Below are 25949 nucleotides of genomic sequence, written 5' to 3' on the forward strand. Positions count from 1 at the left end.
TTCGTTTATTGTCGCAGGTGTTTTTTGTTGAATGCATAAGAGAGACTCAGGTTCCAGACCAGTTCCTTGCTGCCCGTGATATTACTTTGCAGTCTTTTATTCACGAGGGCACCCAGCGATATCGGCCAATCCTTCCTGTTCAGCTGAAAAGCGGAGCTGATAAAATACCCGTCTTCTGCATCGGTCTGTAAATAATACAGCTGTGGCGTAAAACGCAGCTGCAGTTTGGCCGGCAGGGGGATATGGGAAAAACTGGTATTGACCGTAACAAAATGCGTTACCCGTGTGGTGCCCTCATCCAGTCCGCGCGAATACAGGTAATAGGCGCCCAGGCGGATCTGCCGGGTAAGCTGGTAACCAGGATTCAGCTCTGCGGCCAGGTATCGCCTGGCCACGGTGTTTTCTGTTTTGATACCATTGACCAGTAGGGTATTGGTCCTGAAATTAAGTGCCGGATGCATGCCCAGGTTCACGGTAAAGCGTTTGCCCTGCAGCAGTTTGTAGCGCCACCAGAAAAGAAAACTCAAGGGTTTTGCTTCCAGTGAGAACCGCAGTTCGGGTTCAAAACTGAGCCTGCCCCTGCCTGTTGACAGGTTGATGATAGTGGCCGGTTTACCCAATGAAAAAGTAGGTATCAGTGAAATACCATTGTTGGTCACCAGCACAGATCCCGAAAAATGAGCCGCTGTTTTGGCACTATCCGTTTGCTGTGCAAAAGAAAGCCGCGCCAACAGCAGTAAACTGATCGATACAAGCGTTCTCCTGGTGACCATATATAATAAGCGTAATTTCAGGATACAAAAGAACGACGCCCGCTATGCTCGGTCTAATGAACTTCAAAGAAAAAACTACGATTTTCAAACAATGAGGTTCCTGTGTTCACTAGAGGTTCAGGAAAAGTAGAAATACAACAGGCCCACCGCTGCTGCGGTCATCACGATCAGGGTGAGGAAACCCAACGTATTGGACAACCTGGAATTGGTGTGTTCGCCCATGATGGCTTTGTTGTTGCCGATGTGCAGGATGATGGCGATGAGCACCGGTGCGGTCAATCCGTACAGGATGGCCGTATAGATCAGCGCCTGTATGGGTGTGATGCCGACGAAGTTCAGCGACAGGCCTACCAGCAGCGAAAGAACAATAGAGGCATAAAATCCCTTTGCCTGCGAGAACCGTTTATCGAGACCCGCTTTCCAACCGAAGGTTTCAGCCAGCATATAGGATTGTGAACCTGCCAGCACCGGTATGGCCAAAAAGCCCGTACCGATAACGCCGATGGTAAAAATGAGATAGGTGAGTTTACCCGCCAGTGGTTCCAGGGCTTTGGCCGCTTCATCAACCGTGTCTATCTGGTGTATGCCGCCCTTGAACAGCACCGCTCCTGCAGTGAGAATGATAAAGAACATCACGATATTGGAAAAGGCCATACCAATGTTCACATCGAGCATCATGTTATCTAGGATATGTTTGTCCACCACCACTTTTCTTCTCTTATGCGCAATGTCTTCCGCTTCCATCGTGGCCTGCCAGAAAAAGAGATAAGGCGAAATGGTGGTACCCAGTATGCCCACCAGTATGGCCAGGAATTCTTTGTTGAAATAGATGGTAGGGAAAACCGTACTTTTCAACACATTTCCCCAGTTCTGTTCCACCATAAAGGGTACCAGTATATACAACAGCAGGGAAATACATAGCCATTTTAAGATACGCGCAATTTTTCGGTAGGGGTAACGGATGATCACATACATGAGCAACGCGGTCACCACTACGCAATACAACCATTCGGGAATACCCGGGTACAACATATGCGCCACCGCTCCCATGCTTTGAATATCGGATCCGATATTCAATGTGATGGCCGGGAAACCGAACAGCAGCATCAGGTACAATACCGGTTTGGGATAGTGGTTCCGGAGGGTGACGGTCAGTCCCCGGGAGGTAACGATGCCGATACGCGCACACATTTCCTGTATGGCCGCCATCAGGGGGAAGGTGATCATGGCCGTCCACAAAGTGGCATATCCAAATTGCGCACCGGCCTGGGAGTAAGTGGCAATACCGGACGGATCATCGTCGCTGGCGCCGGTAACCAGTCCGGGGCCAAGGATACGCAATAGTTTTCTCCAGTTATTTTTTTTGTGGTGGTTCCTATGGTTCCTCGTTGGCAGCATTGTTACCGGTCGGTTGGTCTCTGTTTTGGCTGATGATATCTTAAAATTACACTTTTAATTATTGCGCACAGAAACATGATATTTTATTCAGTATCTTCCCTTTTTGGTTGCCACCCCAGAACTGCATGCTGCTTAGAAAACTGTTTCTTCTTTTTATCCTGTCGTGTACGACTTTTTTCGCTCACGCACAATCCAAACCTGTCCGTTACGAACAGCAGGCCTGGGCCGGCTGGTTTCCGCAGATCCGCTTTTCCAAACATTTTGGTCTCTGGGTAGATGCAGAGATCCACTCGGCAGATCATTATTTCAACGGCTTCTCGCAGGCCAGTTTTCGTTTGGCCGCCACTTACTATAATAACCGGAACAACAAATTCACCGCTGGTTATGGCTTTACCGATCTGTTTCCGGGCGAGAACCACCCCGGTGTTGCCCTGCAGGAACATTTCGGCTGGGAGCAATACCAATGGTATCACATACGCCAGAAAACAAAACTGATGCAATGGATCCGTGCCGAACAGAAATTCAGGAACAGCGCTATTGACAGCCATACAGCATCTGACGACTATACCCTCACCCATAAACTCAGGTACAATCTTTTTTACCAGGTATCCCTAAACAAAAAAGGATTTGTGCCTCATGGTTTGGCACTTGCCGTGGGCAATGAGCTTTATCTCTACTATTCGCCCAATGGTCATAACCACTTGTTCGACCAGAACCGCATTTTCCTCGGATTCAGTTATGCCGTTAACCGGCACGATAACCTAGTATTTGGTGTCACCAATATTTTCCAGGAAAACGGTAGCGGTACCGCTTACACCAATACCAATGTGTTACGGGTTTCGCTGTTTCAGAACTTAGGTTTCTAATAGTCCATAAAACACAGAGGCCACCCAACTTGGGCGGCCTCCGGACTATAGGAAACAAAAAGGGGGGAGCCCCTTATTTCAGTTTTTTCAGGATCGCTTTTACATTTTCTTCTATCTGGTGATCCGATAAACGGCGACCATCCACTTCTGAAACGGTCCAGCCCTGCCAGATGGTCTTTTCTGTTTTGGCATCCATTACCGTAATGGTCAGTGTTCCTTCGCGATAGGTCTCTCTCCGCCTGTCATACCCGATGAACTGCGAAGGATAATACACCGGCACATACCTGCGGCTATACGGACTGAAGAACCATCGGGTAGTAGGATAAGAATATATCGGATCGTTCACCAAACGGGTTTCACGCTGGATATCCACATCGAATACCAGCAATACATCAGGCTGGCTTTTCGAAAGTGTCCAGCCATTCAACTGCAGGTTTCGATCTATGCTTTCCCGGATCTTCTGGTTCGAGAGATCGGTTATCCTGGGTTTTTCTGTCACACTGTCTTTCTGGGTTCCCGCTACCCATGCATAGGTCTTGTAACGAGACATATCTACATTATTGTCTTTTTGTACATGGGCAACGCTACCACAGGCAGTTAGCAGTACTACGCTCATCAGGACGCCTGTTATCCATGGCATCGTTTTCATATCCATTGCTTTAGGGATGAACTGATAATAGTACCCGTTCAATGTGTGTGCCGGATTGAAAGCGTGTCAGATAAATATTTGTGAAAGCGTTGATGTTCCACCCTGGGTGCAGGGAGTATTGGCTAAGCCTTTGCGTCTTCGCGATCACGCTGATGGTTTGGGTTCGTGCCGCTCAGGGCCGCTGGGCCCCGTCCCTGTTCCCGGACTGCTTTGGCCTCTGATCAGATCTGCTTCGCATGATCTGATCTATCTACGCTTCGCTCGATACCGAACCCAAATCCCGCATTGCGGGACGTCCACAGGGACTGATTGGTAAATTTTCATCGGACATCCTGCGTGGGTCGTTTTCTAATAACACAACACGTTATTTCCTTACAATATTGTAGATGGCCACGGGGGGTGAGAAATACTGGTCGTTCTCGTTTTGGCGGGAGATCTTTCTTACTACCGACATACCCTTCACCACTTTACCGAATGTGGCATAACCCTGCCTGTCGGGCACATTTTCGCCGCCATGGTCCAGACCGGGTTGTTTGCTCAGGCAGATGAAGAATTCGGTGCCCGCTGTTCCGGGTTCTGCCCGGGCAAGTGAGAGTACGCCTTCATCATGCAGGAGTTTGGTCTGCTCGGTGCTTTCATGTGGGATACCCGGAATACGTACGGCCAGTTTGTTATTGGTTTTCCAGATGCCTCCCTGTATCAGCTCCGTTTTGGGTGCATTGGAGGGCTGGTTGTCCATGGTGAGGGCACGGTAAAAATTACTGTTATAGTAATAACCGGAATCCACGTATGATAAGAACGCCGCCACGGTCTTGGGTGCCCGTTGCGGGTAGAGTTCTATGAGAATTTCCCCTTTTGATGTCTGTATCTCGATGCGCGGTTTGTTGGGGTCTTGTTTTTGCTGACAGGCTGAGAGGGAAACAAGCAGCGAGAGAAAAACAAGCAGGTTGCGTAGCGAGCTTTTTTTCACCGCGGAGGCAGGGAGAGCGGAGAGGTTGCGCAGAGATGGGATTTGATGGCTCATGGGATGATTTCGAATACAAACATCTGGGTTTTCTCTGCAAGATTGAAATTGTTATCGGACACCAACACCAGTGTTCTGTGGCCGTTGGGCAGGATGGGGCCGAGTGTCATGCCTTCCACATTGTCCACATACATGCCCAGCGTATCCATGTTCAGCAGGAGTTTTTTGCGGAGTGGTTTTGCAGGCGGGTGCTTGCGGAGTGAGACATTGTTGCGCACATCGCCGGCGGTTGACAGATCGGTCAGGTAAAGTTTGATGGTGCAGGGCCACCTGCCTGTAGAAAAAGAACGTTCCATCACGATCAGTTGCCTGTCATCCAGCGAGAGTATATCCGGCACCCCATTCACCATAAATGCGCCGGCTGGTGTGGTGGGATAGGCAACGGGATCGAGTTTGTAGGCATACTGCGCCGTGTTCTTTTTGCTGGCCACATCAAAACAATAGATGCGGATCCAGGGTTGGTTGTCGGACAGGTCTGCCCGCGGACCATCCTCGTACAAGGGTTCCTCCACGTTCACCAACAGGCTGCGATAATTACGGGTAAAACTCATGCCCTCCAGCACACCGTTTTGTCGGGGTCCCTTTTCTATGGCCTGCATGCGAAGATTGGCAGGCAGGGGAAAACTGTCGATGAACTTACCTGCGGGTGATATCAGATGGATGGATGGGTTCTGCAATACCGAATCCTTTCCGCGAATGATCCTTTCGCCCTCACTGCTCCAGGCAAAACGTTTCCGCAGCGGATCATAACGCATGGCTTCGGGGTCAGGCGTATGCGCGGGATCTTCTTTGGCATTGGGATAGGTTTTGCCATTGGGCTGCAACAGGGTGGTCACACCCAGCAGGACCACAGAGTCAACACCCTTTTCCGTGAAGAAGATCTTTGCCGTGTAATAACGCGCCGGGTTAATGGCTGAACGGTCATCGCAAATAAGGTGATACAGATCGGTCCTGCTGTCGTAGTCGATGGATGATAAACCGCCGACCGTGGTTCCCTGGTAAGAAAGATTATACGGTATCTCTTTTTCGCCGATCAGTCGCAAAGCGCTTATGGGAAAGGTGCTTTTGGTTCTTTGGGCCTGTGCAAAAACACTGGTAGCAGCCATAGCTGCTACCAGGTATATTAAAAATCGTCTTTGTTTCATATTGGGCGCTTCTGCACGCAAAATTACTGTGCGATCTGCTGCAGGTAAGCAGAAAGTTTTTGCAGGGAAGCGGCCACCACGGTGATCTGCTCCTGTGCCTCTTTCCAATTGCGCTGTTCAATGGCTTCACGTACACCCGGGATAGTCTTTACGCCATAACCGGTATAAAAGCCCGGTGCATACAATGTGTGTTTGTACCAGCTTCTGCGTGGCAGTCCGTTGGTGGTAAGCAGTTGCTGCTCGGCCTGGTACAGGGCTTTGTTGAAGGCTTCGGTATTACCATGATTGTTCACCGCTTTGCTCCAGGCGTTTGCCAGTTGTTCGGTGGTCTTTTCCAGATCGGTCAACGCATTCAGCATGGGAGAGAAATCGAGGTAAGGCACTTCGGCTTTTGCCTGTGGCAATTTCTTTTTCTCGGTGGGATCGTTGGCCAGTGCATACCCATTGGCGCGGATCAGTTCGTTCTCTGCAGCTGTGTTCTCGCGCATTTGTTCTGTCTGGTTCAGCAGGTCTTTCACATAATCGCTCACGGTCTTGTGCAGGCTCCTGAAATCAAAAGGCAGCAGTTCGGCATTGGCCATACGCAAAGCTGCGCGTCCGGCTGTTTTGGCCAGTGCTACACCATAGACGAAACCCGGGTCTTTGAAACGGCTGTAGTCATCGTATGAATCATAGATGGAATGGTATTCACCGCCATCATCCTCACCGCCATAGCCAATATTCAGAGAAGGAATGCCGGCGTGCTGGATGAAGGAGGAATAGTCGGAACCCGAACCCATGGCATTCACTTTGAAGGTGGGTTTCGCCAATGCTTCTTTTTTGGCCTTGGCGGTGGCAGCGTTCACAGCGTTATTGGCCTTTACGCGTTCGAATACAGAAACATTTGTCTGCGGGTCGGTGACGTCCTTGCTGATTTCTGTGACCAGTGTCTCCAGCGCATGTGATCCCTCCACACCCAGGAACCCGCGGCCATTGCCGTCTGAGTTGATGTACACCACGGTCTTCTGTTGCAGTTCGCTGATATGGTCTTCCACCCATTCGGTAGAGCCGAGCAGTCCGGGTTCCTCTGCATCCCAGGCGCAATACACCAATGTGCGTTTGGGCTTCCATCCGGTTTTTACCAGCTGGCCGATGGCCTGTGCTTCTTCCAGTAAGGCAGCGGCACCGCTGATGGGATCGTTGGCGCCATTGACCCAGGCATCGTGGTGATTACCCCGGATGACCCACTGATCGGGATATTGTGAGCCGGTGATCTTTGCAATGACATTATACGCGGGTTGTAATTTCCAGTCGAAATCCACTTTCAAATGCACTTTGCTCTTACCCGGACCCACATGGTACGTGAATGGCAAGGCACCCCTCCATTCTGCCGGCGCCACGGGACCTTCCAGCGCTTCCAGCAATGGCTTGGCATCGTGGTAGCTGATGGGTAATACCGGTATCTTCAGCAGGTTGGGTGTTTCGAGACGGTTCAGTCTTTTAGCATTTTCTGTTGCACCGATATTGGGTGTTAAAGGATCGCCGGGATAGATCACCATATCCATGATGGACCCGCGCTGCACCCCATATTCATTCTTGAATGCGCCTTTCGGATATACTTCACCCTGGTAGTAACCATCATCTTTGGGATCTGAATAAATGATGCAACCGATGGCCCCATGCTCCTGCGCCACTTTGGGTTTGATGCCGCGCCAGCTACGGCCATACTTGGCGATCACGATCTTTCCCTTCACATCAATGCCCAGGCTCTCCAGCACTTCGTAGTCCTGTGGCAATCCATAGTTCACAAAAACCAGCTCACCGGTAACATCGCCATCCGCACTCCATGCATTGTAAGTGGGCAACTGGTCTGCCTGGTCAGAAGTGGCATCTTCTTTTAGCGCAGGTTCTTTCAGTAACGCTTTGTATACGGTAGGTGATAGCATTTCCAGCACCCTTGTCTTGGGTGTGGGAAACAATACCTGGTAGGTCTCCAGTTTGGCATCCCATCCATAGGTTTTGAACTTGTTCAGAATATTTTCTGCAACAGCTTTTCCGCCTGCAGAGCCCACATGGTGTGGTACGGCCGACAGGTCCTTGATGGCCTGGCCTACTCTTGCGGCACTCAGTTGCGCATCGAATTTCTGTTCCAGCTGTTTCTGTTCAGCAGCCGATCGCTCAGTGAAACCGGTCAGGGTCTTTTGTGCCGACAACGGGGCATTAAAAGCCAGCGCGGCAATGACGCCGCAAACAATAACTCTTCTCATGGTAATAAGATTGGGATTGATTGATGCAGCAATTTACGGAATTGAGCGAATGAGTTAATCAGCCAATGTGGTAATGTGCTAATTACACTGATGATCGTTGAGCGTCTCACAATACGCCCAGACCAGTCCCTACCAAAGTGCTGCGTCGTGAGTAGGTAGTGGTGAGTGAGTGATCAAATACCACCAACATGCTAATACGTCAATACGCCAACGCGCCAAAGATCACCGAAACATGGGTGGGTGCATTTCGTCCCATTGGGTGGCATCCTGGTAGGCTTTGGCGGCGGATAATATCGTGGCTTCGTCGTACAGTTTTCCGATCAGGGTGATGCTGGTGGGCAGGTTACTGCGTTTATCGAAACCGGTGGGCATACAAACCACCGGGTGCCCCGTCAGATTGGTGATGGCACCCTGGTTGCCGCTGCCGCGGGTGGGGCAGATCAGCACATCTACCTCCTTCATGGTTTCGTTCACCAGTTGCATGAGCAGGTAACGGTGACGGTTGGCATTGATGTATTCCACCGCAGGTACAAAACGCGATGTGCGGAAACTGTTGGGCCAGTCATATTTTCCCTGGCGCGTCATTTCATCGTCGAGGTTCGTGCGTGTGAAATCATCAAAGGCCGCTGCACATTCGGCGCCGATCACAATGTCCATGATGGCATAGTGATACTGGCCACTGTCCGGGAAGTTCACCGGCACCAGTTCCACACCCATTTGTCTGTAGGTCTCCAGCACTTTCCATTCACTGCGGGTGGTATCGGTGATGCGGTCATAATAATTCTTGGCATAACCCACGCGCATTTTTTTGATGTCGGCCTTTGCATTGTAGTTGAAGGGTTTGGTAACAGCGCTTTGGTCTAACCCATCTGTACCGTGTATATAGTTGAACACCACAGCCGCATCTTCGGCGCTTCTACAGATAGGACCCACTTTATCCAGGCTCCAGCTCAGGGTCATGGCGCCGCTGCGACTGATCCTGCCGAACGTGGGTCGCAAACCGGTTGCTCCACAGGTAGAAGCCGGCGACACGATGGAACCCCAGGTTTCTGTACCGATGGCAAAGGGTACCAGTCCGGCCACGGTTGCAGAAGCTGAACCCGCAGAAGAGCCCGATGAACCCGTTAAGAGGTTCCAGGGATTTTTGGTTCTTCCGCCATACCAATAATCGCCCATGGCCAATGCACCCAGGGTAAATTTGGCCACCAGTACTGCACCGGCATTCTGTAATTGTGTGTATACGAATGCATCCTGTTCTATCACCTGGTTGCGGTAGGGTGCGGCGCCCCAGGTGGTGCGGGTACCTTTTACGGCAAACAGGTCCTTCAATCCATACGGGATGCCGTGCAGGGGTCCGCGGTATTTTCCTGCGGCGATCTCCTCATCGGCACGCTGCGCCTGCTGCATAGCGATCTCTTCGGTGACCGTGATCACACATTGTAAGGTATCTCCGTATTGGCGGATACGGTCAATGAAAAACTTCGTAAGCTCCACCGAACTGATCTGTTTGTTCTTGATGAGCGATGCCAGTTGCAGGATATTATAAAATGCCAGCTCACTCCTGTTTTCCGGCAGTTTTACTTTAGTGGGTATTTTCCATTGCTGCTTTTCCTGTTTTTCGTTGAACTGCATGCCCGGCAACACAGGGCTTTGCCACAAACTCATGGGTACAGAATTGTTCAGTGCTTTCTTATGCATGAGGCGATAGAGCAACATATTCTCCTTAACACCATCATACATACTGTCGATCTCCTGCTGCGTAAAACTGACATCGATCAGGCGGGATGCAGCAGGAAGGTCATTTTTGGTAAGGCTGTCCTGGGCAAAACCCGATGTGGTGCTCAATAACAGCAAGGCAAAGACAATTTTTTTCATAACAGTTGTTTTAGGAAGTGAATTTTACCCAGAGATGATCATCTACCAGCTCGTTGTTTTTGAACGAAGCTTTGCGGTGTATGGCTTCCAGGTGAAAACCGTTTTTCTGCAACACTTTCATGGAAGCTTTGTTCGATGCAAATACGTGCGCCTCTATACGCACCATATCTGTTTGGGTATGGATGAATTGTACCAGTTGTTTCACCGCTTCGGTGGCGATGCCTTTTCCCCAGTAGGGTTGTCCCACAAAATAGCCGATCTCTATGTTGCGGCGCGAGATATCTGTCTGCAGCGTGGCGCCGATACTGCCCGCGATCTTCCCGTTGTACACGATGGCGAAATTGAGCACAGGTCGCTGTGTATTCACATGTGCGATCCATTGTAATGCATCCATCACGGTATAGGGACTGGGCAATGCGTCCCTAACCTGGTTCCAGATCTGCCGGTTATTGGCCACCGATGCCAGCTCCTGTGCGTCCTGTTTTTGCCAGGGGCGCAGTATCACTGTCTCCATATCAGATCTTGCGGTTTAGATAGCCACCATAATCGGGCAGCGTGCAGGTATACTCTTCGTGCATGAACGGTGAGGTCATCACAAAGTCCGCCGTGGCGCGGTCGCAGGCCATGGGTATGTTCCAGGCTACGCATAAGCGCAGCAGGGCTTTTACATCACTGTCGTGCGGTTGTGCCTCCATGGGGTCAAAGAAAAAGAACATCATATCGATCTCGCCGTTGGCGATCATGGCGCCGATCTGCTGGTCGCCGCCGAGCGGGCCACTCAACAGTTTTTTAACGGGCCTGTCAAGCGTTTCTTCCAGTAAACGACCGGTGGTACCGGTAGCGAACAGTTCATGTTTGGCCAATTGCACACTGTTGTGTTTGGCCCATTCCAGCAGGTCTGATTTTTTATGGTCGTGCGCCACCAGGGCGATCCTTTTGCGTTTGCCGAGTATTTTGATCTGAGACATGTTTTTATGATTGATACCTGGTATGAAGGTAAGGTAACCGTCGTTTATAAAATGACCGGTTCTGCACGCTTCACAGAAAAATTCCTGGAGGACCGAACCGTGACATAAGCAGCAAACGGTGCGAGCAGGAAAAACAGCCATACCGACGAAGGACTGGCACCCAGTTGCAGGCAAAATAAACACAGCAAAAACAGGTAGACGGGATAGAGCAGTAACAGGGAACCGAACAGCACCGAATCATAAAAGACCGTTCCGGTCGTTTTTTGGCGGATCAGGTGTTTCAGTGGATAATACAATGGCGCATGTATGAGCCAGCCCGGCACAGCGGCAAAATAAGAAAGAGCCGTCTGTAAAACCGGTGCGCCCGGTGTTGCGGCGGGTATTTCGATCATGGGAAGCAGCTCTTCCGACAAACGTTTATTAAAATATTGCAGGTTGCGGGCCTCGTCGGAAAAAGGGAAAAGCCGATCGGGGAAGAGTGGGTCTCCCAGCTGTATCAATACTTCTTTACCGAAAGAAACAAAAGAATCATATCCGATGGCCACCGGTAGCACTGAAAATTGCGGCAGGTTTCGGTTGTTCCAGCTTATGCGGGCTGCTCCTTTTTTGAAGGGCTGCAGTTCATGTTTGTTCACGCAGATGCCCTCTATGAAGATCAGGACGATACCGCCCGATGCCAGTATCTCTGTGCTCCGCCGAAAAGCCTCTTCGTTCAGGTGCAGGTTCTCTTTTCCTTCACTCAGGCGATATACAGGTATCATATTGAGCAGGCGGAGCAGGATATTGTGCCAGGGTTTATGAAAGGCATCGCCCCTGGCCAGGAAATGGACCGGCCTGGGAAACCGGGCGCCGATAATGATGGCATCCAGGAAAGAATTGGGATGATTGGCCACCAGCAGCAAGGGACCGGCAGTTCCCAACGAACGCTTACCCGTTACCGTGATCCTTGTGCAGAAGATCTGTAAAGCCAGCCGGACGAATATTTTAACCAGGGAGTAGAGCAATACCTGAAAATTAATCTCCTCAATATAATAAATGGCCGGGAAGCTTGGTGGAGAATTTGTAACCCGACCAGCCGGGCAGACAGGTTGTCATTTAAAAGTGCCTGATTGGCTATTCACCATTGACCACTCACGAGGAACTGCTCGCGGAGGTGCAAAGACACGGTGGGTTTTCTCTGCGCATTCTCTGCCCTTCCGCGGCTCTGCGGTGAAAAAAATACACACCGAATGAAAATATTAGTCGATTAAAAGGATATTCTCTGTTTATATTTAGAAAATATCTAATTCGGGGGCAAAAATCCTCTTTTTTGTATACAAAAAACCACCGCATCCCTGCGGTGGTTCTACTAACTAACCCATCTAAAAAAATTTTAGGCTTCTGTTGCCAGCTTCACTTCAGATATTTTGGCCCTGATCTTAGCTTCAATTTCATTGGCCAGTTCGGGGTTATCGTGCAGCAGGCCCTTAACGGAATCGCGCCCCTGACCCAGTTTGTTGCTTTCATAACTGAACCAGGAGCCGCTTTTCTGTACAATACCCAGTTCCACACCCATATCAATAATCTCGCCAAGTTTGCTGATTCCCTCTCCGAATATGATGTCGAATTCAGCAGCACGGAACGGTGGCGCCACTTTATTCTTCACCACTTTCACCTTAACATGGTTACCCACGGCTGCATCGCCATCTTTGATCTGCGTCATACGGCGGATATCCAGTCGAACGGAAGCATAGAACTTCAATGCATTACCCCCGGTGGTGGTTTCGGGATTACCGAACATGACACCGATCTTCTCACGAAGCTGGTTGATGAATATGCAGATCGTATTGGTCTTATTAATAGTGGCGGTGAGCTTACGCAGGGCCTGGCTCATCAGCCTGGCATGCAGTCCCATTTTACTGTCGCCCATTTCACCTTCCAGTTCACTTTTTGGGACCAGTGCCGCTACAGAGTCGATCACCACCACATCCAGTGCACCGGAAAGAATCAGCCTGTCGGCGATCTCAAGGGCCTGTTCTCCATAATCGGGTTGTGATATAAGCAGGTTATCAACATCCACACCCAGTTTCTGGGCATAGGAACTGTCGAATGCATGTTCAGCATCTATGATGGCGCACATACCGCCTTTTTTCTGTGCTTCTGCAATCACATGAATAGCAATCGTGGTCTTACCCGAAGATTCAGGACCGTATATTTCAATGATCCTTCCTTTTGGCAAACCACCCACACCCAGCGCGGCATCCAGCCCGATAGAACCTGTGGAGATCACTTCCATCGGTTCCTGGCTCTTCTCGTTCATCATCATCACACTGCCCTTACCATAGTCTTTGTCGATCTTATCGATCGTCAGCTTCAGCGCCTTTAGTTTTTCTGCATTGCTCATTGTCTTAGAATTTAAGGGTCAAAATTAATGGGAACGTAAAAGTAGTTGTTTTTTCTTATACACACTAATTTTTTTAGTATTTTTTTTACTAACGTATTTAGTTTATCCCTTATTGTGCCTGTTTAGGACTTCCTGGTTCGGTAAATATAGGGGAACACCACTGTGCCGGCAATCGTATAAATACCTTTCCTGAAGGGTTTTTTAACGGTATGAATGCAGCAACCGTAATTGTTAAATCGGGGCAAGCGAAAACACTGTTTCTCCGGCTCTCTTACCTTGCAGTTGGTTTCGCTCATTCGTTATCCAATTTATATATGCTGAAACAGCTATTATTGACGGGTTGTATCGGGTTTATTTCCTTTCTGTGCCAGGCACAGGAAAACTGGAAATTGACGGGAGAACAGGATGGAATCAAAACCTGGTCGCGAAAAATGCCCGATTCCAGGATCAATGCAGTGAAACTGGAAGCTGTTTTTAACACCAGCCTATCCAGGATCACCGGTGTGATCGCTGATGTGGCGCGTTATGATAGTTGGGTATACAATAGTCGTGGCTCCCGTTTATTAAAACAGGTTTCACCTTCTGAACTGTATTATTACAGTGAAGTGATTTTTCCCTGGCCGGCCACCAACCGCGATTTTGTATCTCATATACAGATCATACAGGATGTAACAAGTAAAGTAGTGACCATCAACGCCAACAATGTAAGCGGATGGGAACCGCTTCATCCCAGGCGGGTGCGTATCATTCAATCTAACGGAAAATGGACGCTGACTCCTGTTGGTCAGAAGGAAGTGAGGGCTGAATATGTATTACTCGTGGATCCTGGTGGCGAATTACCTGCCTGGATCATCAATAGCTTTTCTGCGAAGGGTCTGGTGCAGACTTTTAAAAACCTCCGTTCCTTACTGCAGCAGTCAAAAAATACCCTTGTTCAACCGGGTATTGAGGATTGAGTGGTTACCATCGTGAGTGGGTAACAGTTATGAAATGTGAATGGTGAGTAGTCAGTAGGTAGTGATCACTACCCCTTTCACTACCTACTGACTACTCACCATTCACTTGCCCATTGATTCCTGCTAAAAATTACGCTCCACTAAAGGTCAGAGACAAGCTCCGTGGTATACAATATCATCATCCTATCAATCCCGCTTTGCGGCTGATCTCCATCATACGATCGATGGATTTTTTAGCCTGTAAACGCAGGTTCTCATCCATCACCAGTTCCGGTTGCTCGTACTGCATGCAGAGATAGAGTTTCTCCAGTGTATTCAGCTTCATATGCGGGCAATCGTTGCAGGCGCAGTTGTTGTTAGGCGGCGCGGGTATGAAGGTCTTATTGGGGCTGTTATGCTGCATCTGGTGCAGAATACCGGTTTCTGTGGCCACAATATATTCCTGCGAGCTGTCGGTCTCTGAATATTTCAGCAACTGTGTGGTACTGCCGATATAATCAGCAATGGCCAGTACAGAATCCTCGCATTCCGGGTGAGCGATCAGTTTGGCTTTCGGGTGACGTACCTTCAATTTGGTGATCTTTTCCAGGCTGAAGATCTCGTGAACCATACACGCGCCATTCCATAACACCATGTTCCGGCCTGTTTTTTTATTGAGATAAGCACCCAGGTTCTTATCGGGTGCAAATATGATGGGCTGATCCTTAGGTACGCTTTCAATGATCTTTTCGGCATTACTGCTGGTACAGATGATATCACTCAGGGCCTTGATCTCTGCGCTGCAGTTGATATAGGAAATGACCAGGTGATCGGGATATCGGTCTTTAAAAGCTTTGAACAAAGGAGCAGGCGCACTATCAGCCAGTGAACAACCCGCTTTCAGATCCGGCAAGACCACTTTTTTGGTGGGGTTCAGGATCTTGGCTGTTTCGGCCATGAAGTGTACACCGGCAAATACGATGAGGTCAGCATCGGTCTTACTGGCCTGTTGCGCCAGCCCAAGGCTATCGCCAATAAAATCTGCCACATCCTGTATATCGGGTTCCTGGTAATAGTGGGCGAGTATGACCGCATTTTTTTCTTTCTTTAGGCGCTCAATCTCGGCAAATAAATCCAGACGCGGATCAATTTCTATGTCTAAAAATCCTTTTTCTAAAATACTATCGTTATTGATGTTCATAAGACTTGTAATAGTATTAAATAATACCTTTTTATTAAAACAAACTACTATTATTACAGCTGTGGATATCGGGATAACTTACTTATCCCCAGATGTCAAAGGTAATTACCCTTGGTTTATTCACCGTAATTCACAATATAATCCACAGATATTTTTGCATTCTGTATTGATTCCAGGTGTTTTATGAACATGGGTGGATTAGCTAATTCACATGACCCTGTTTTCACTATCCACTTTTACGGCACTGTGAATTAACAGGGATAAACAGCAAGTGAATTCTGACTCAACCAGTTATCGAATATGATCCGGGAGAGTTTATTCCAGTTCTTTCCACAATCACCAGGGTAAAAAACTGATTTCTCCACCGATTTTTGGGGTTATAAACAGGGTTATGTGGAAATCTGTTTGCCGGCTTTGGTAAATTCCCGGGTATAGGGCTGATTCGGTTCCGGAAGCTTTTGGCACCCTGTTCCCGGAATCCTTGTCATTCTTAGACTTAACCCTGTTATCCACAATTTGTTCTAATGTTTTATTCCCCTATTTTTGCCTCCCGTTTAAATCCGGGATAAAACATTAATAAAAGTATTATGTCTGTAATTCAAAGTATTCGTGACAAAGGTGCGTGGATCGTATTTGGTATCATTGCGCTGGCCCTGATCGCTTTCATTCTGCAGGACGGTGTTGGCCGTGGCGGCAGAGCTTTTTCCAATACCAGCGTCATCGGTAAAGTAAATGGTAAAAGTATAGAGCGTGGCGATTTTGAAGAGCAGCTGGCCATGCAGGAGCGTATGTACGGACCACAAGGTGCCCAGCGCGAACAACTGATCGGTTCTACCTGGAACCAGGCAGTTGAGAAGATCGTTCTGAACCAGGAATACGAGAAACTGGGTTTGCAGGTATCTCCGAAAGAACTGACCGATATCTTATTCGGTGAAAACTCTCCTCTTAAAAATGAATTTACCGATCCCAATACCGGTCAGTTCATGGCCAATAATGCCCGTGAAGCTTTTGCGCAGATCAAGAAAAGTAAGAATGCTGAACAGATCAAAATGATTAACAGCGTATATATCGATCCCTCTATTGAACAGACATTACGTAATAAATACCAGAACCTGCTGATGCAGGCAGCCTACGCGCCCAAATGGATGCTGGAAAAACAGCAGGCTGATAATAATGCGGTCACGTCTTTCTCTTATGTATACGTTCCTTATGCTGCAGTTTCTGATAGCATGGCCAAAGTAAGCGATGAAGAAATCAACGCTTATGTGAAGAAACATCCGAACGAATATACCAAGCTGGAAGAAACCCGCAATATTGCATATGTTACCTACAGTTCCGCACCAAGCAGTTCTGATTCAGCTGCTGTACTGAACCAGGTACAGGCTTTGAAAAATGAATTTGCCGCTACTACTGATGTAGAAGCTTTCCTGAACAAGAACAGCAGCGAAGTGCCTTACTATAACAGTTATTTCAGCAAGGCCCGTATGCAGCAGCTTAATAAGGATACACTGGTTCGTATTCCGGTAGGAACCGTATACGGTCCTTATGTGGATGGATCCAATTATGTGCTGGCTAAAATGGTGGGTGTAAAACAGTGGCCCGACAGTGTTAAGGTTCGCCATATCCTGGTCGCTACTTCAGACCCCAGAAGCGGTCAGCAGGTTCGTCCGGACAGCCTGGGTAAGAAGCTTATTGACAGTATCCAGACTGCTATCAAAGCTGGTGCCGACTTCGGTGCGCTGTGCACCAAATATTCTGATGATGGTGGCAGCAAGAACAATGGTGGTGTGTATGAATATTTCCCACAGGGACAAATGGTGATCCCTTTCAATGATTATGTATTCGATAATCCGGTTGGATCAAAAGGGGTAGTTAAAACCGATTACGGTTATCATTATGTAGAGATCCTGGGCCAGAAGAACAACGCACCGGCCTATAAAATCGCTTACCTGGCCAAACCCATTTTTGCCAGCAATGAAACCGTTTCTGCTGCTAATACTGCCGCTTCACAGTTTGCTGTTGCCAGTAAAGACGCTAAAAAATTCAGTGCCAATGCTCTGAAAGACGGAAGACAGGTACTGAATGCAAACGATATCAAACAGAATGACTTTGCCGTGACCGGACTGGGCCAGAGCCGCCAATTGGTTCGTTGGGTATACGAACACAAAACCGGTGAGGTTTCTGAACCTTTCGAGATCGGCGACCGATTTGTGGTGGCTGTTGTGAGCGCTGTGAACAAAGCCGGACTGGCTTCTGCTGCTGAAGCTAGGCCTACCGTTGAAACCATCGTAAGGAATGAGAAAAAAGCCAAGCAGATTATCGAAACCAAATTCAAGGGCAATACACTGGAAGCTTATTCCAGCAGCACGGGTGCACCGGTATTACGTGCCGACAGCCTGAGCTTTACTGCTCCTTTCATCAGTGGCGTAGGTAGCGAACCCAAGATCGTGGGAGCCGCTTTCAATAAGACCCTGGTGGGCAAAGCCAGTGAACCGATTGCTGGCGCTACGGGTGTTTTCTCTATTAAAGTTGAGACAACCGGAGCTAAAACAGAAGCGGTTGACCAGGCAACCATTAAACAAAGCCTGATCCAGAGTGCTAAAATGGCTTCTTACCGTGGACTGGATGCGCTGAAAAGAGCGGCCAGCATCAAGGATAACCGAGCTAAGTTCTATTAACAGAATGATATCTTTTCTGAAGCCCGGCACTATGGCCGGGCTTTTGTTTTACGGATACCGAAAACAAAAGCACCGGGATATCTGTAATTTTACAGCGTAAAGCATACTTCATGAGTGAGACCTTTGTGAATAAAGTAGCGGAAAGCGGGCTGGTCAGCTTTGACCTGGAAGAATATTATCCGAAAGGCGAGATCAAGACCTTTGACCTGAAAGAATACCTGTTCATGGGCCTGATCCTGAAAGAAAAGGATTTTCGTACCGCATTACAAAGTACCGACTGGACGGCTTACCAGGATGCTTATGTGGCCATTACCTGTACGGCCGACGCCATCATTCCCATGTGGGCCTATATGCTGGTGGCCAGTTACCTGCAACCCTTTGCCAAAGAAGTGGTGTTTGGTGACGAGAAGAAACTGGTCAGTACCCTGTTGCTGAAAAACCTGGCTGCTGTAAAAGGGGAGGATTATACCGACCAGCGTGTTGTGGTAAAAGGTTGCGGTGAAGTTGATATTCCGGAAACAGCGTATGTGGAGATCACCAATAAACTCAGGCCTTTTGTAAAAAGCATCATGTATGGTGAGCCCTGCAGCACCGTTCCGATCTACAAGAAAAAAGCCTGAGACCCTGCCATTTATGGCAGATTTTGACCAGTCGTCCCGTTTTAACAGCTCCGGATCTGCCGGATGCGGAATTGGTATTAGTTTTGTTACTGATAACAAAAAGGAGGTTCCTATGAAACGTGGAATTTTACCCATTCTCTTCGTTTTGCTGGTTACAATGACACAGGCACAAAGTGGCGAACTGTTGCCAGACCAGAATCCGAATTACCTGATCAGCCAGCAGAAATACATGAACCAGAAGGATTCTCTTCTGAGCTGGGCCAATACCACCATACAGAATACGTATAAGGCTTACGACTGGAGAGAGGCCCGCGAAGAACGCCGGGCAGAAAGACGGTCTTACCGCAGACAATCGGCCTTGATAGCCCCCTCTCTGAATTTTGGTTACCCATACGGCTGGAACAGTTATGGATATGGCGCCTACAATCCATACAACTGGAACCGCTGGGGTATCAGTCGCCCGTTTATCGGTTTCCGGTCCGGTAACTGGTGGTTCGGATTTTGACCTGACCGCCTATCACACCTAATACAAACGCAATAAGGAAATATCTATGAAACGTACAGCTTTAGTTTTATCCGTTACCACAGCCCTGTTTTTTGTATCCTGTTCCAACCGTACGGTTACGCGCATCGATCCTGCTACACAGATCGACCTGAGCGGGAACTGGAACAATACAGACAGTCGTTTGACTGCAAAAGAGATTACCAGCCAGATCCTGAATGAGAAGTGGATTATCAACCACGTCAGCGCCAAGGGAAAAAAACCCGTGGTGATGGTAGGCATGATCACCAATAAGAGTCATGAACATATTGAAGCGGAAACCTTCATGAAAGACCTGGAGATCGCTTTCATTGAATCAGATAAAGTGGGACTGGTGCAGAGTGGAAAAAAACGCGAAGAAATGCGCGCTGAAAAGGCCGACCAGCAGACCAATGCCTCTCAGAGCACGATGAAGAAGTTTGGACTGGAAAAAGGAGCCGATTATATCCTGCAGGGAAGCATCAACTCGATCGTTGATGCATATAAGCGCCAGAAAACGGTTACTTACCAGGTGAACCTTGAGCTCACCAATATTGAGACCAATGAAGTGGTCTGGATCGGTGAAAAAAAGATTGCAAAAATGGTTAAGAACTAAGGACCGGTATTTTACCGCGGCTGAAACCCCTCTCTCATGAAGAAGACACTGAAACGGGCATGGATAGCATGGCTATGTGTGCCCGTTTTATTTTCCTGCGCTACCTACAATAATAAGATGTCGGGCTATTACAACAGTATTGGCCAGGCAGATTATTACCGAGCCAAGAGCCTGCTGGAACAGAACAGCCTGCTGCAAAATGACAAGAACAGGCTGTTGTATTATATGGAGAAGGGGAAGGTTTATCACTTGCTGGGTTCCTACGACAGCAGTAATCTTTACCTGAATCTTGCCGACGATTTAATAGAACAGAAAAAGAAAACACTGGGTGATGCGATAGTGGGCAACCTGTTGAACCCCATGATGCAGACCTACCTGGGTGAAGATTTTGAACGTTTCCTCCTGCATTATTATAAAGCGCTGAACTACCTGTACAAGGGCGATGTATCCGAAGCAGTGGTGGAAGCCAGGAGGATCACGCTGAGCACGCAGGCACAGCAGGATAAATTCAAGCCCAATGCCGACCGCTATACCGAGGATGCTTTTGCCCTGATCGTCCAGGGGTTGGTCTACGAGGCGGCGGGGGAGATCAACAATGCTTTCATCTCTTACCGGAATGCCACAGACCTGTTCCTTTCTGCCCAGGGCCCTGATTATTATGGGGTAAGAATGCCGGAGCAATTGAAGAACGATCTTCTGAGAACGGCCAGCCAGATGGGTTTTTCTGATATGGTCGAACTATACCAACGTAAACTGAACCGCAATTACCAACCAACAGCCACTGAGGAAGGTGGGGAACTCATCGTTTTTTTTGAAAGGGGAATGGTTCCGGAAAAAACAGAACAGAATTTTGTGCTGATGCAGCAGGGTAATGGCAATGGCGTTTTCCTGTTCAATAGCCAGTATGGAAGTTTTAATGTGCCGGTAGATTTTTCAGCAGCACGGATCTCGCCGAACCATTCGCGGCTGAATGAATTCAGGACCATCCGCGTGGCGGTTCCTTCGTATACACCGAGGGTCTATCCTTTTGCTGAAGCTGCCGTTACGGTTAACGGGCTGAAATTCACAGCTGAATTAGCGGAAGACCTTAACACGCTTGCACCAGAGATCCTGAAAGAAAGGATCCTGAAAGAAGTGACCGCTGCACTTACCAGGCAGATCACCAAGAAGCTCACAGAAGCGGGTGCATCGGCCCTGGCCAGAGAAATTTCCAAAGGCAGCAGTAAAGAAAAAGACGACAGGAAAAAAGAGCGTAATGCAGAAACAGCTGCGCTTACCGCAGGGTTACTGGTGAATCTTTTCAATACAGCCACCGAAAAAGCAGATACCCGTAATTGGCAATCATTACCCGCCACGATCCATTATGTACGGGTACCTTTACAAAAAGGAAACAACCAACTTTCGCTTCAACTCGGGCGTAATGTCAAGAATATCATGATCCAGGGGAAAGGTAACCTGCAGTTTTATAATTGGTCGGTGAACCACTAAGCACGCTTTCTTGACTTTACTTCTTCAAATCGCTGGTCATAATCAGTTCTTACTGTACCCAATACCCGATCCCAGAACAGGAAATAGAGCCCATAGTTTCCGGTAAAGTATTGATGGTGCTGGTTGTGGTTAACAGATGTGTTGAGCCATTTACCAACGGCCGTTTTACTGAATCCCTTTGGATATAATTCATAACCCAGGTGTCCGTATACATTATAAATGATCATGATGAGAAAAAAGATCAGGAGGTGTGTCTTGTGTATCGGTATGGTGAACATGAATATCACCACAATGCCCACTTCCACAATGGCTTCCAGCGGATGAAAAGCATAAGCGGCCCAGGGGGATGGGTTGGTGGACTTATGATGCACCAGGTGAAACCACCGGAACAGTGCTTTGTGGTGCATGAGCCGGTGCGTAAAATAAAAATAGGTATCGTGCATGATGAGCATGAGAGGGAAAGCGAGGAAATAATACACCCACCCGTATGTTTCTATCGAATAGTACCGGGTGGTATGCGGAGCCACCTGTGGATGTTTAAACAGGATGACAGAAACGAAGGAGAAGATGCAGATGGTAAGTACTGAGTAGGTTATCTCACGCACGTAATCTGAATAACGGGGAGAACGCAACTGGATTTTTTTGTAGAAGAATCGGTTACGCCAGAGTACATAAAACAGTAAAAAGGCAAAGCCCGCTATCATGAAATAACGCCCGCCGATCAGCCAGCTACTCTGGAAAAAGAAGGTCCAGTTCATGTTTAAATATAGGACAAGATAAAAAAGAGGCGGGATTTTGTTAACTTAAACCTATGAAAAACAGGTCTTTTCTGCCAGTTTCCACCATTCTGGTGCTCCCGGCGGCCTATGCCATCACCAGGTGGTTCATGATCGATGCCACCAGTAAGGGAAAGGAAATGTCGGAAATGGAGACCTTGTATACATCCGTACTTCCTTTTTTTCAAACCTCTTTAGCTTATCAGAAACTGGTTTTACTGGTACTGGCTTCTGCCGCTCTTTACTTCATCTTACAAAACCGAACCCTCGTCAGGGATTCGTTTCTGCGGAGAAGCTGGCGAAGGCTCGTGCTGATCATGGCTTTACTTGAAATATTTTTTCTCCTGTTTGCTATGATGTAGCAAGGCTCAGCTGTTCATGAATTGCTGCAAACCCAATTTTGCTTTACGTTGTATGCTACGGTTCATCCAGGGGGACCATCCAAATAACAGGCCCGTCAACCCAAAAGCCTGTCTTGACCATCGGTAGATATCAAAAGCATCTGTGTGCTCAATGATCAACCCGTCCTTAAAACGCATATGCGCCGTTACACGGTTCACCACCCTGCGGCCGGTTTTTGAGAACAGGTAGGATGCGGTCCAGTCGCAGGTGGTATATTCCTCATCCAGTAGCCGGATATTGCCATACACCAGCGAAAAATCCCGGGCACGTTTACACAGCATCTCCCACATGGCGCGGGTCTCTGTGATATCCAGCAGGCCAAAGACGGGATCGTTGAAAACCGCTTCATCATGGTAACAGGCCTGCATGGTGGCATAATCCAACTGCTGGAATGCGGTGTAAAACCGTTGTATGGTCTGTTCGTTCGTCATGGTGTATTTTGCTGTGTTTAATAAGACATCAGTGTGCTTCGAGCCAGTTGCTGCCCATACCCACTTCCGCTTCTACCGGAACTCCGTTGGGCAGGATCATAGCGTGTGTCATATTATCGATGATGAGTTTTTTCAGGTCATCCACCTCTTCTTTAACGGCATCAAACACCAATTCATCGTGTACCTGCAGGATCATTTTGGATTTCCAGTCTCCTTTTTTCATCTCATCATAGATGCGGATCATGGCCAGTTTGATCATGTCGGCCGCAGTTCCCTGTATGGGTGAGTTGATGGCGTTTCGCTCGGCATAACCCCGAACGGTGAAGTTGGAAGAGTTGATGTCTTTTAACCAGCGCTTCCTTCCCATCAATGTCTGCACATAACCGTTTGCCTGGGCAAAACGGACGGTGTCGTCCATATAGGAAGTGATGCCAACAAATTCCTTTTTGTAATTATCAATGATCTCTTTGGCTTCTGTCCTCGAAATACCCAGGTTATCGGCCAGTCCGAATGCACCCTGTCCATAAATGATCCCAAAGTTCACACTCTTGGCTTTGTAGCGCATTTCCTTGGTGACTTCTGACTCTGGCACGTTGTACACTTTGGCTGCTGTGGCCGTATGAATATCTTTTCCTTCTTTGAAGGCCTCGCACATATTCGGGTCACCACTGATGGCCGCTACAATACGCAGTTCTATCTGTGAGTAGTCGGCACTGATCAAAACGTGTTTATGATCTCTGGGCAAAAAGGCTTTACGGATCTCGCGCCCCTTATCGCTTCTGATGGGAATGTTCTGCAGGTTGGGATTGTTGCTGCTCAGTCGGCCGGTAACTGCTACGGCCTGTGCATACGAAGTGTGCACACGACCGGTCTTACGGTTGATCATTTCCGGCAGGGCATCCACATAAGTGCTTTTGAGTTTAGTCAACTCGCGAAAACCAAGGATGTCGGCCACTATCGGATTGTTGGCGGCCAGTTTCTGTAATACGTCTTCGCCGGTGGCATATTGACCCGTCTTTGTTTTTTTGGCTTTGGGATCTATCTTGAGTATCTCGAACAGTACTTCACCCAGCTGTTTGGGTGATGCAAGGTTAAAACGTACGCCAGCCTGAGCATATACGTTCTCTTCAAACTGTTTGGCATCTTTCTCCAGTTCCTTGCTGTAATCGTTCAGGAAATCCACATCGATCTTAACACCTTCGAATTCCATATCGGTCAGTACGCGTACGAGCGGATTTTCCACTTCTTCAAAAACGCGTTCTACTTCTTTTTCTTTCAGCAGTGGTGTGAATGCCTGTTTTAATTGCAGGGTGATATCGGCGTCTTCAGCAGCATACTCCTTTACTTTATGCACTTCCACATCTCGCATGTTCAGCTGGTTCTTTCCTTTTTTGCCGATCAGCTCATCAATATGCACTGGTTCGTAGCCGAGGTACTGTGCACTCAGTAAATCCATACTACGCCGGCCTTCCGGCTCTATGACATAATGGGCGAGCATGGTATCAAAAATATTTCCGGCCAGCTCTTTTCCGTACCATTTCAATACAAGCATATCGTATTTGAGGTTCTGTCCTACCCAGGTGATCTCTTTATTACTGAACAACGGATCAAACTGCTCAAGGATGCTGTGGGCAGCTTTTTGATCTGCAGGACAGGGTATATAAAAAGCCTCCCCTGGTTTATAAGAAAAACTCATGCCCACCAGTTCAGCATCGTTAGCATCGATATTGGTGGTTTCCGTATCAAAACAGATTTCTTTCTGTTCCAACAGGGTCTTTACCAGACTGTCGATCGCTTGTTTGCCTTCTACCAGTTGGTAGTTGTGTTCGGTGTTGTGAATATTTTTCTCAGCCAACAGTCCGGCGCTTTCTTCTCCCAGAAGAACGGGCGCAGTTTCTTTTTTGGACGCTGATTCCTTTTTTCCCTGCGAGAGAACATTGTTGCCGAACAGGTCTGTCTGAACAGATTGCGGAGCTGCATGAAAAGCGTTGAACTCATCGCCCAGGATCCTTTTACCCAGTGTTTTGAATTCCAATTCTGTGAACACTTCTACCAACGCCTCTTTATTCCATTCTTTCAGCCGATAATCTTCTTCGTGGAATTCTACCGGCACATTGGTGATGATGGTGGCCAGTTTTTTACTGACGATGGCCAGTTCTATCCCGTTCCGCACTTTTTCTCCCAAAGCTCCCTTGATGTTATCTGCGTTGGCAAGGATATTCTCCAGCGTATCATATTCCTTCAGCAACTTGGCGGCTGTCTTTTCTCCTACACCGGGTATGCCGGGTATATTGTCCACCGCATCTCCCATCAGGCCCAGCATGTCAACCACCTGTTCTACGCGTTTGATATCCCATTTCTCACAGATCTTTTCTGCAGTCAGGATCTCCTCCGCATTTCCGAATGCAGGTGGTTTATAGATATATACATGTGGGTGTATCAGTAACTGCCCATAGTCCTTGTCTGGCGTGACCATGTATACTTCATATCCTTTGTCGGCTGCCTGCCAGGCCACGGTCCCGATCACATCGTCGGCCTCATAGCCATCCAGTTCCACCACGGGTATATTGAACCCCTTTATGATCCTTTTGATATCCGGAATGGCATCCAACAGATCTTCCGGCGCTTCCTGACGGTTGGCCTTGTAATCGGTGAAGTCTACATGTCGCTCAGTGGGTGCATGTGTATCGAAACAGACCGCCAGGTGCGTGGGTTTTTCTTTGTTGATGAGTTCGAACAGTGTGTTGGTGAATCCGAATTGTGCATTGGTGTTCCTTCCCTTGGAAGTGATACGGGGATTGCGGATCAACGCATAATATGCCCGATAGATCAATGCCAGCGCGTCTAGCAGAAATAGTTTCTTACCCATGGGGCTAAGGTAGTAAATGCAGGTGATAGTCCATAGTGGACTAGGAAGAGCGGCGGGCAGGGAAATAAAAAACCTCCGGGATCTCC

23 protein-coding genes are annotated in these 25949 nt (G+C 48.3%); 8 read left to right on the forward strand and 15 right to left on the reverse strand.

The features are described 5' to 3' along the window. Positions 1–5: 5 nt before the first annotated feature. A complete protein-coding gene (locus ACH3Y6_RS02525) occupies positions 6–773 on the reverse strand; it encodes a hypothetical protein (protein WP_490833997.1) in 768 nt (255 codons plus the stop codon). A 117-nt stretch (positions 774–890) separates the two neighbouring features. Then, on the reverse strand, positions 891–2171 hold the full coding sequence (locus ACH3Y6_RS02530) for an NRAMP family divalent metal transporter (RefSeq protein WP_490833998.1): 1281 nt from the start codon (positions 2169–2171) through the stop codon (positions 891–893). A 125-nt stretch (positions 2172–2296) separates the two neighbouring features. On the opposite strand from ACH3Y6_RS02530, the gene ACH3Y6_RS02535 reads away from it, so the two are divergent. Then, entirely contained in the window at positions 2297–3037 is a 741-nt protein-coding gene (locus ACH3Y6_RS02535) for a DUF2490 domain-containing protein (RefSeq protein WP_490833999.1), read from the forward strand. A gap of 73 nt (positions 3038–3110) precedes the next feature. Here ACH3Y6_RS02535 and ACH3Y6_RS02540 read toward each other — a convergent pair whose 3' ends face one another. The 9 genes from ACH3Y6_RS02540 to recA all read right to left on the reverse strand — a co-directional run bounded on the left by ACH3Y6_RS02540 (position 3111) and on the right by recA (position 13327). Then, complete coding sequence (locus ACH3Y6_RS02540) at positions 3111–3686, reverse strand: DUF4136 domain-containing protein (protein ID WP_490834000.1); 576 nt, start codon at positions 3684–3686, stop codon at positions 3111–3113. A gap of 364 nt (positions 3687–4050) precedes the next feature. Continuing rightward, positions 4051–4710, reverse strand: a complete 660-nt coding sequence (locus ACH3Y6_RS02545) for a peptidylprolyl isomerase (RefSeq protein ID WP_490834001.1) — start codon at positions 4708–4710, stop codon at positions 4051–4053. Then, positions 4707–5855: an esterase-like activity of phytase family protein gene (locus ACH3Y6_RS02550; protein ID WP_490834002.1), complete on the reverse strand. Its 1149-nt coding sequence runs from the start codon at positions 5853–5855 to the stop codon at positions 4707–4709. Before ACH3Y6_RS02550 ends, ACH3Y6_RS02545 begins: the two co-directional genes overlap by 4 nt. 23 nt (positions 5856–5878) lie before the next feature. Continuing rightward, positions 5879–8101: a transferrin receptor-like dimerization domain-containing protein gene (locus ACH3Y6_RS02555; RefSeq protein ID WP_490834003.1), complete on the reverse strand. Its 2223-nt coding sequence runs from the start codon at positions 8099–8101 to the stop codon at positions 5879–5881. Positions 8102–8323: 222 nt separating this feature from the next. Beyond that, positions 8324–9976: an amidase gene (locus ACH3Y6_RS02560; protein ID WP_490834004.1), complete on the reverse strand. Its 1653-nt coding sequence runs from the start codon at positions 9974–9976 to the stop codon at positions 8324–8326. A gap of 10 nt (positions 9977–9986) precedes the next feature. Next, positions 9987–10490, reverse strand: a complete 504-nt coding sequence (locus ACH3Y6_RS02565; RefSeq protein ID WP_490834005.1) for a GNAT family N-acetyltransferase — start codon at positions 10488–10490, stop codon at positions 9987–9989. 1 nt (position 10491) lies between these two features. Further along, entirely contained in the window at positions 10492–10944 is a 453-nt protein-coding gene (locus ACH3Y6_RS02570) for a methylglyoxal synthase (RefSeq protein WP_490834006.1), read from the reverse strand. A 44-nt stretch (positions 10945–10988) separates the two neighbouring features. Further along, positions 10989–11948, reverse strand: coding sequence for a 1-acyl-sn-glycerol-3-phosphate acyltransferase (locus ACH3Y6_RS02575; RefSeq protein WP_490834007.1), 960 nt, complete (start codon positions 11946–11948; stop codon positions 10989–10991). A gap of 368 nt (positions 11949–12316) precedes the next feature. Beyond that, positions 12317–13327: a recombinase RecA gene (recA, locus tag ACH3Y6_RS02580; protein ID WP_490834008.1), complete on the reverse strand. Its 1011-nt coding sequence runs from the start codon at positions 13325–13327 to the stop codon at positions 12317–12319. A 314-nt stretch (positions 13328–13641) separates the two neighbouring features. Between recA and ACH3Y6_RS02585 the strand changes: the two genes are divergently transcribed. Next, positions 13642–14283 carry an START domain-containing protein gene (locus ACH3Y6_RS02585; RefSeq protein ID WP_490834009.1) on the forward strand — a complete coding sequence of 214 codons (642 nt, stop codon included), beginning with the start codon at positions 13642–13644 and terminating at the stop codon, positions 14281–14283. Positions 14284–14461: 178 nt separating this feature from the next. Here ACH3Y6_RS02585 and nadA read toward each other — a convergent pair whose 3' ends face one another. After that, positions 14462–15463, reverse strand: a complete 1002-nt coding sequence (gene nadA / locus ACH3Y6_RS02590) for a quinolinate synthase NadA (protein WP_490834010.1) — start codon at positions 15461–15463, stop codon at positions 14462–14464. Between the two features lie 587 nt (positions 15464–16050). Here nadA and ACH3Y6_RS02595 point away from each other — a divergent pair. The 5 genes from ACH3Y6_RS02595 to ACH3Y6_RS02615 all read left to right on the forward strand — a co-directional run bounded on the left by ACH3Y6_RS02595 (position 16051) and on the right by ACH3Y6_RS02615 (position 21385). Continuing rightward, positions 16051–18141 (forward strand): peptidylprolyl isomerase, encoded by a 2091-nt coding sequence (locus ACH3Y6_RS02595; protein WP_490834011.1) that lies wholly within the window; start codon positions 16051–16053, stop codon positions 18139–18141. Between the two features lie 110 nt (positions 18142–18251). After that, the gene (locus ACH3Y6_RS02600) at positions 18252–18761 is read left to right on the forward strand and encodes a DUF2480 family protein (protein ID WP_490834012.1); all 510 of its coding nucleotides are present in this window, start codon (positions 18252–18254) and stop codon (positions 18759–18761) included. A 112-nt stretch (positions 18762–18873) separates the two neighbouring features. Further along, positions 18874–19266, forward strand: a complete 393-nt coding sequence (locus tag ACH3Y6_RS02605; RefSeq protein WP_490834013.1) for a hypothetical protein — start codon at positions 18874–18876, stop codon at positions 19264–19266. 46 nt (positions 19267–19312) lie between these two features. Further along, positions 19313–19897, forward strand: a complete 585-nt coding sequence (locus ACH3Y6_RS02610; protein ID WP_490834014.1) for a penicillin-binding protein activator LpoB — start codon at positions 19313–19315, stop codon at positions 19895–19897. Between the two features lie 36 nt (positions 19898–19933). Further along, the gene (locus tag ACH3Y6_RS02615) at positions 19934–21385 is read left to right on the forward strand and encodes a COG3014 family protein (RefSeq protein ID WP_490834015.1); all 1452 of its coding nucleotides are present in this window, start codon (positions 19934–19936) and stop codon (positions 21383–21385) included. On the opposite strand, the gene ACH3Y6_RS02620 is transcribed toward ACH3Y6_RS02615, so the two are convergent. Beyond that, on the reverse strand, positions 21382–22143 hold the full coding sequence (locus ACH3Y6_RS02620) for a sterol desaturase family protein (RefSeq protein ID WP_490834016.1): 762 nt from the start codon (positions 22141–22143) through the stop codon (positions 21382–21384). The genes ACH3Y6_RS02615 and ACH3Y6_RS02620 overlap by 4 nt on opposite strands. A 53-nt stretch (positions 22144–22196) precedes the next feature. Between ACH3Y6_RS02620 and ACH3Y6_RS02625 the strand changes: the two genes are divergently transcribed. After that, a complete protein-coding gene (locus ACH3Y6_RS02625; RefSeq protein WP_490834017.1) occupies positions 22197–22523 on the forward strand; it encodes a hypothetical protein in 327 nt (108 codons plus the stop codon). Positions 22524–22529: 6 nt separating this feature from the next. On the opposite strand, the gene ACH3Y6_RS02630 is transcribed toward ACH3Y6_RS02625, so the two are convergent. Both ACH3Y6_RS02630 and polA read right to left on the reverse strand, forming a co-directional pair. Then, entirely contained in the window at positions 22530–22994 is a 465-nt protein-coding gene (locus ACH3Y6_RS02630; protein ID WP_490834018.1) for a nuclear transport factor 2 family protein, read from the reverse strand. A 28-nt stretch (positions 22995–23022) separates the two neighbouring features. Beyond that, the gene (gene polA / locus ACH3Y6_RS02635) at positions 23023–25863 is read right to left on the reverse strand and encodes a DNA polymerase I (protein ID WP_490834019.1); all 2841 of its coding nucleotides are present in this window, start codon (positions 25861–25863) and stop codon (positions 23023–23025) included. Positions 25864–25949 lie beyond the last annotated feature (86 nt).

The organism is Sediminibacterium sp. FW305-C-269, assembly GCF_058231045.1.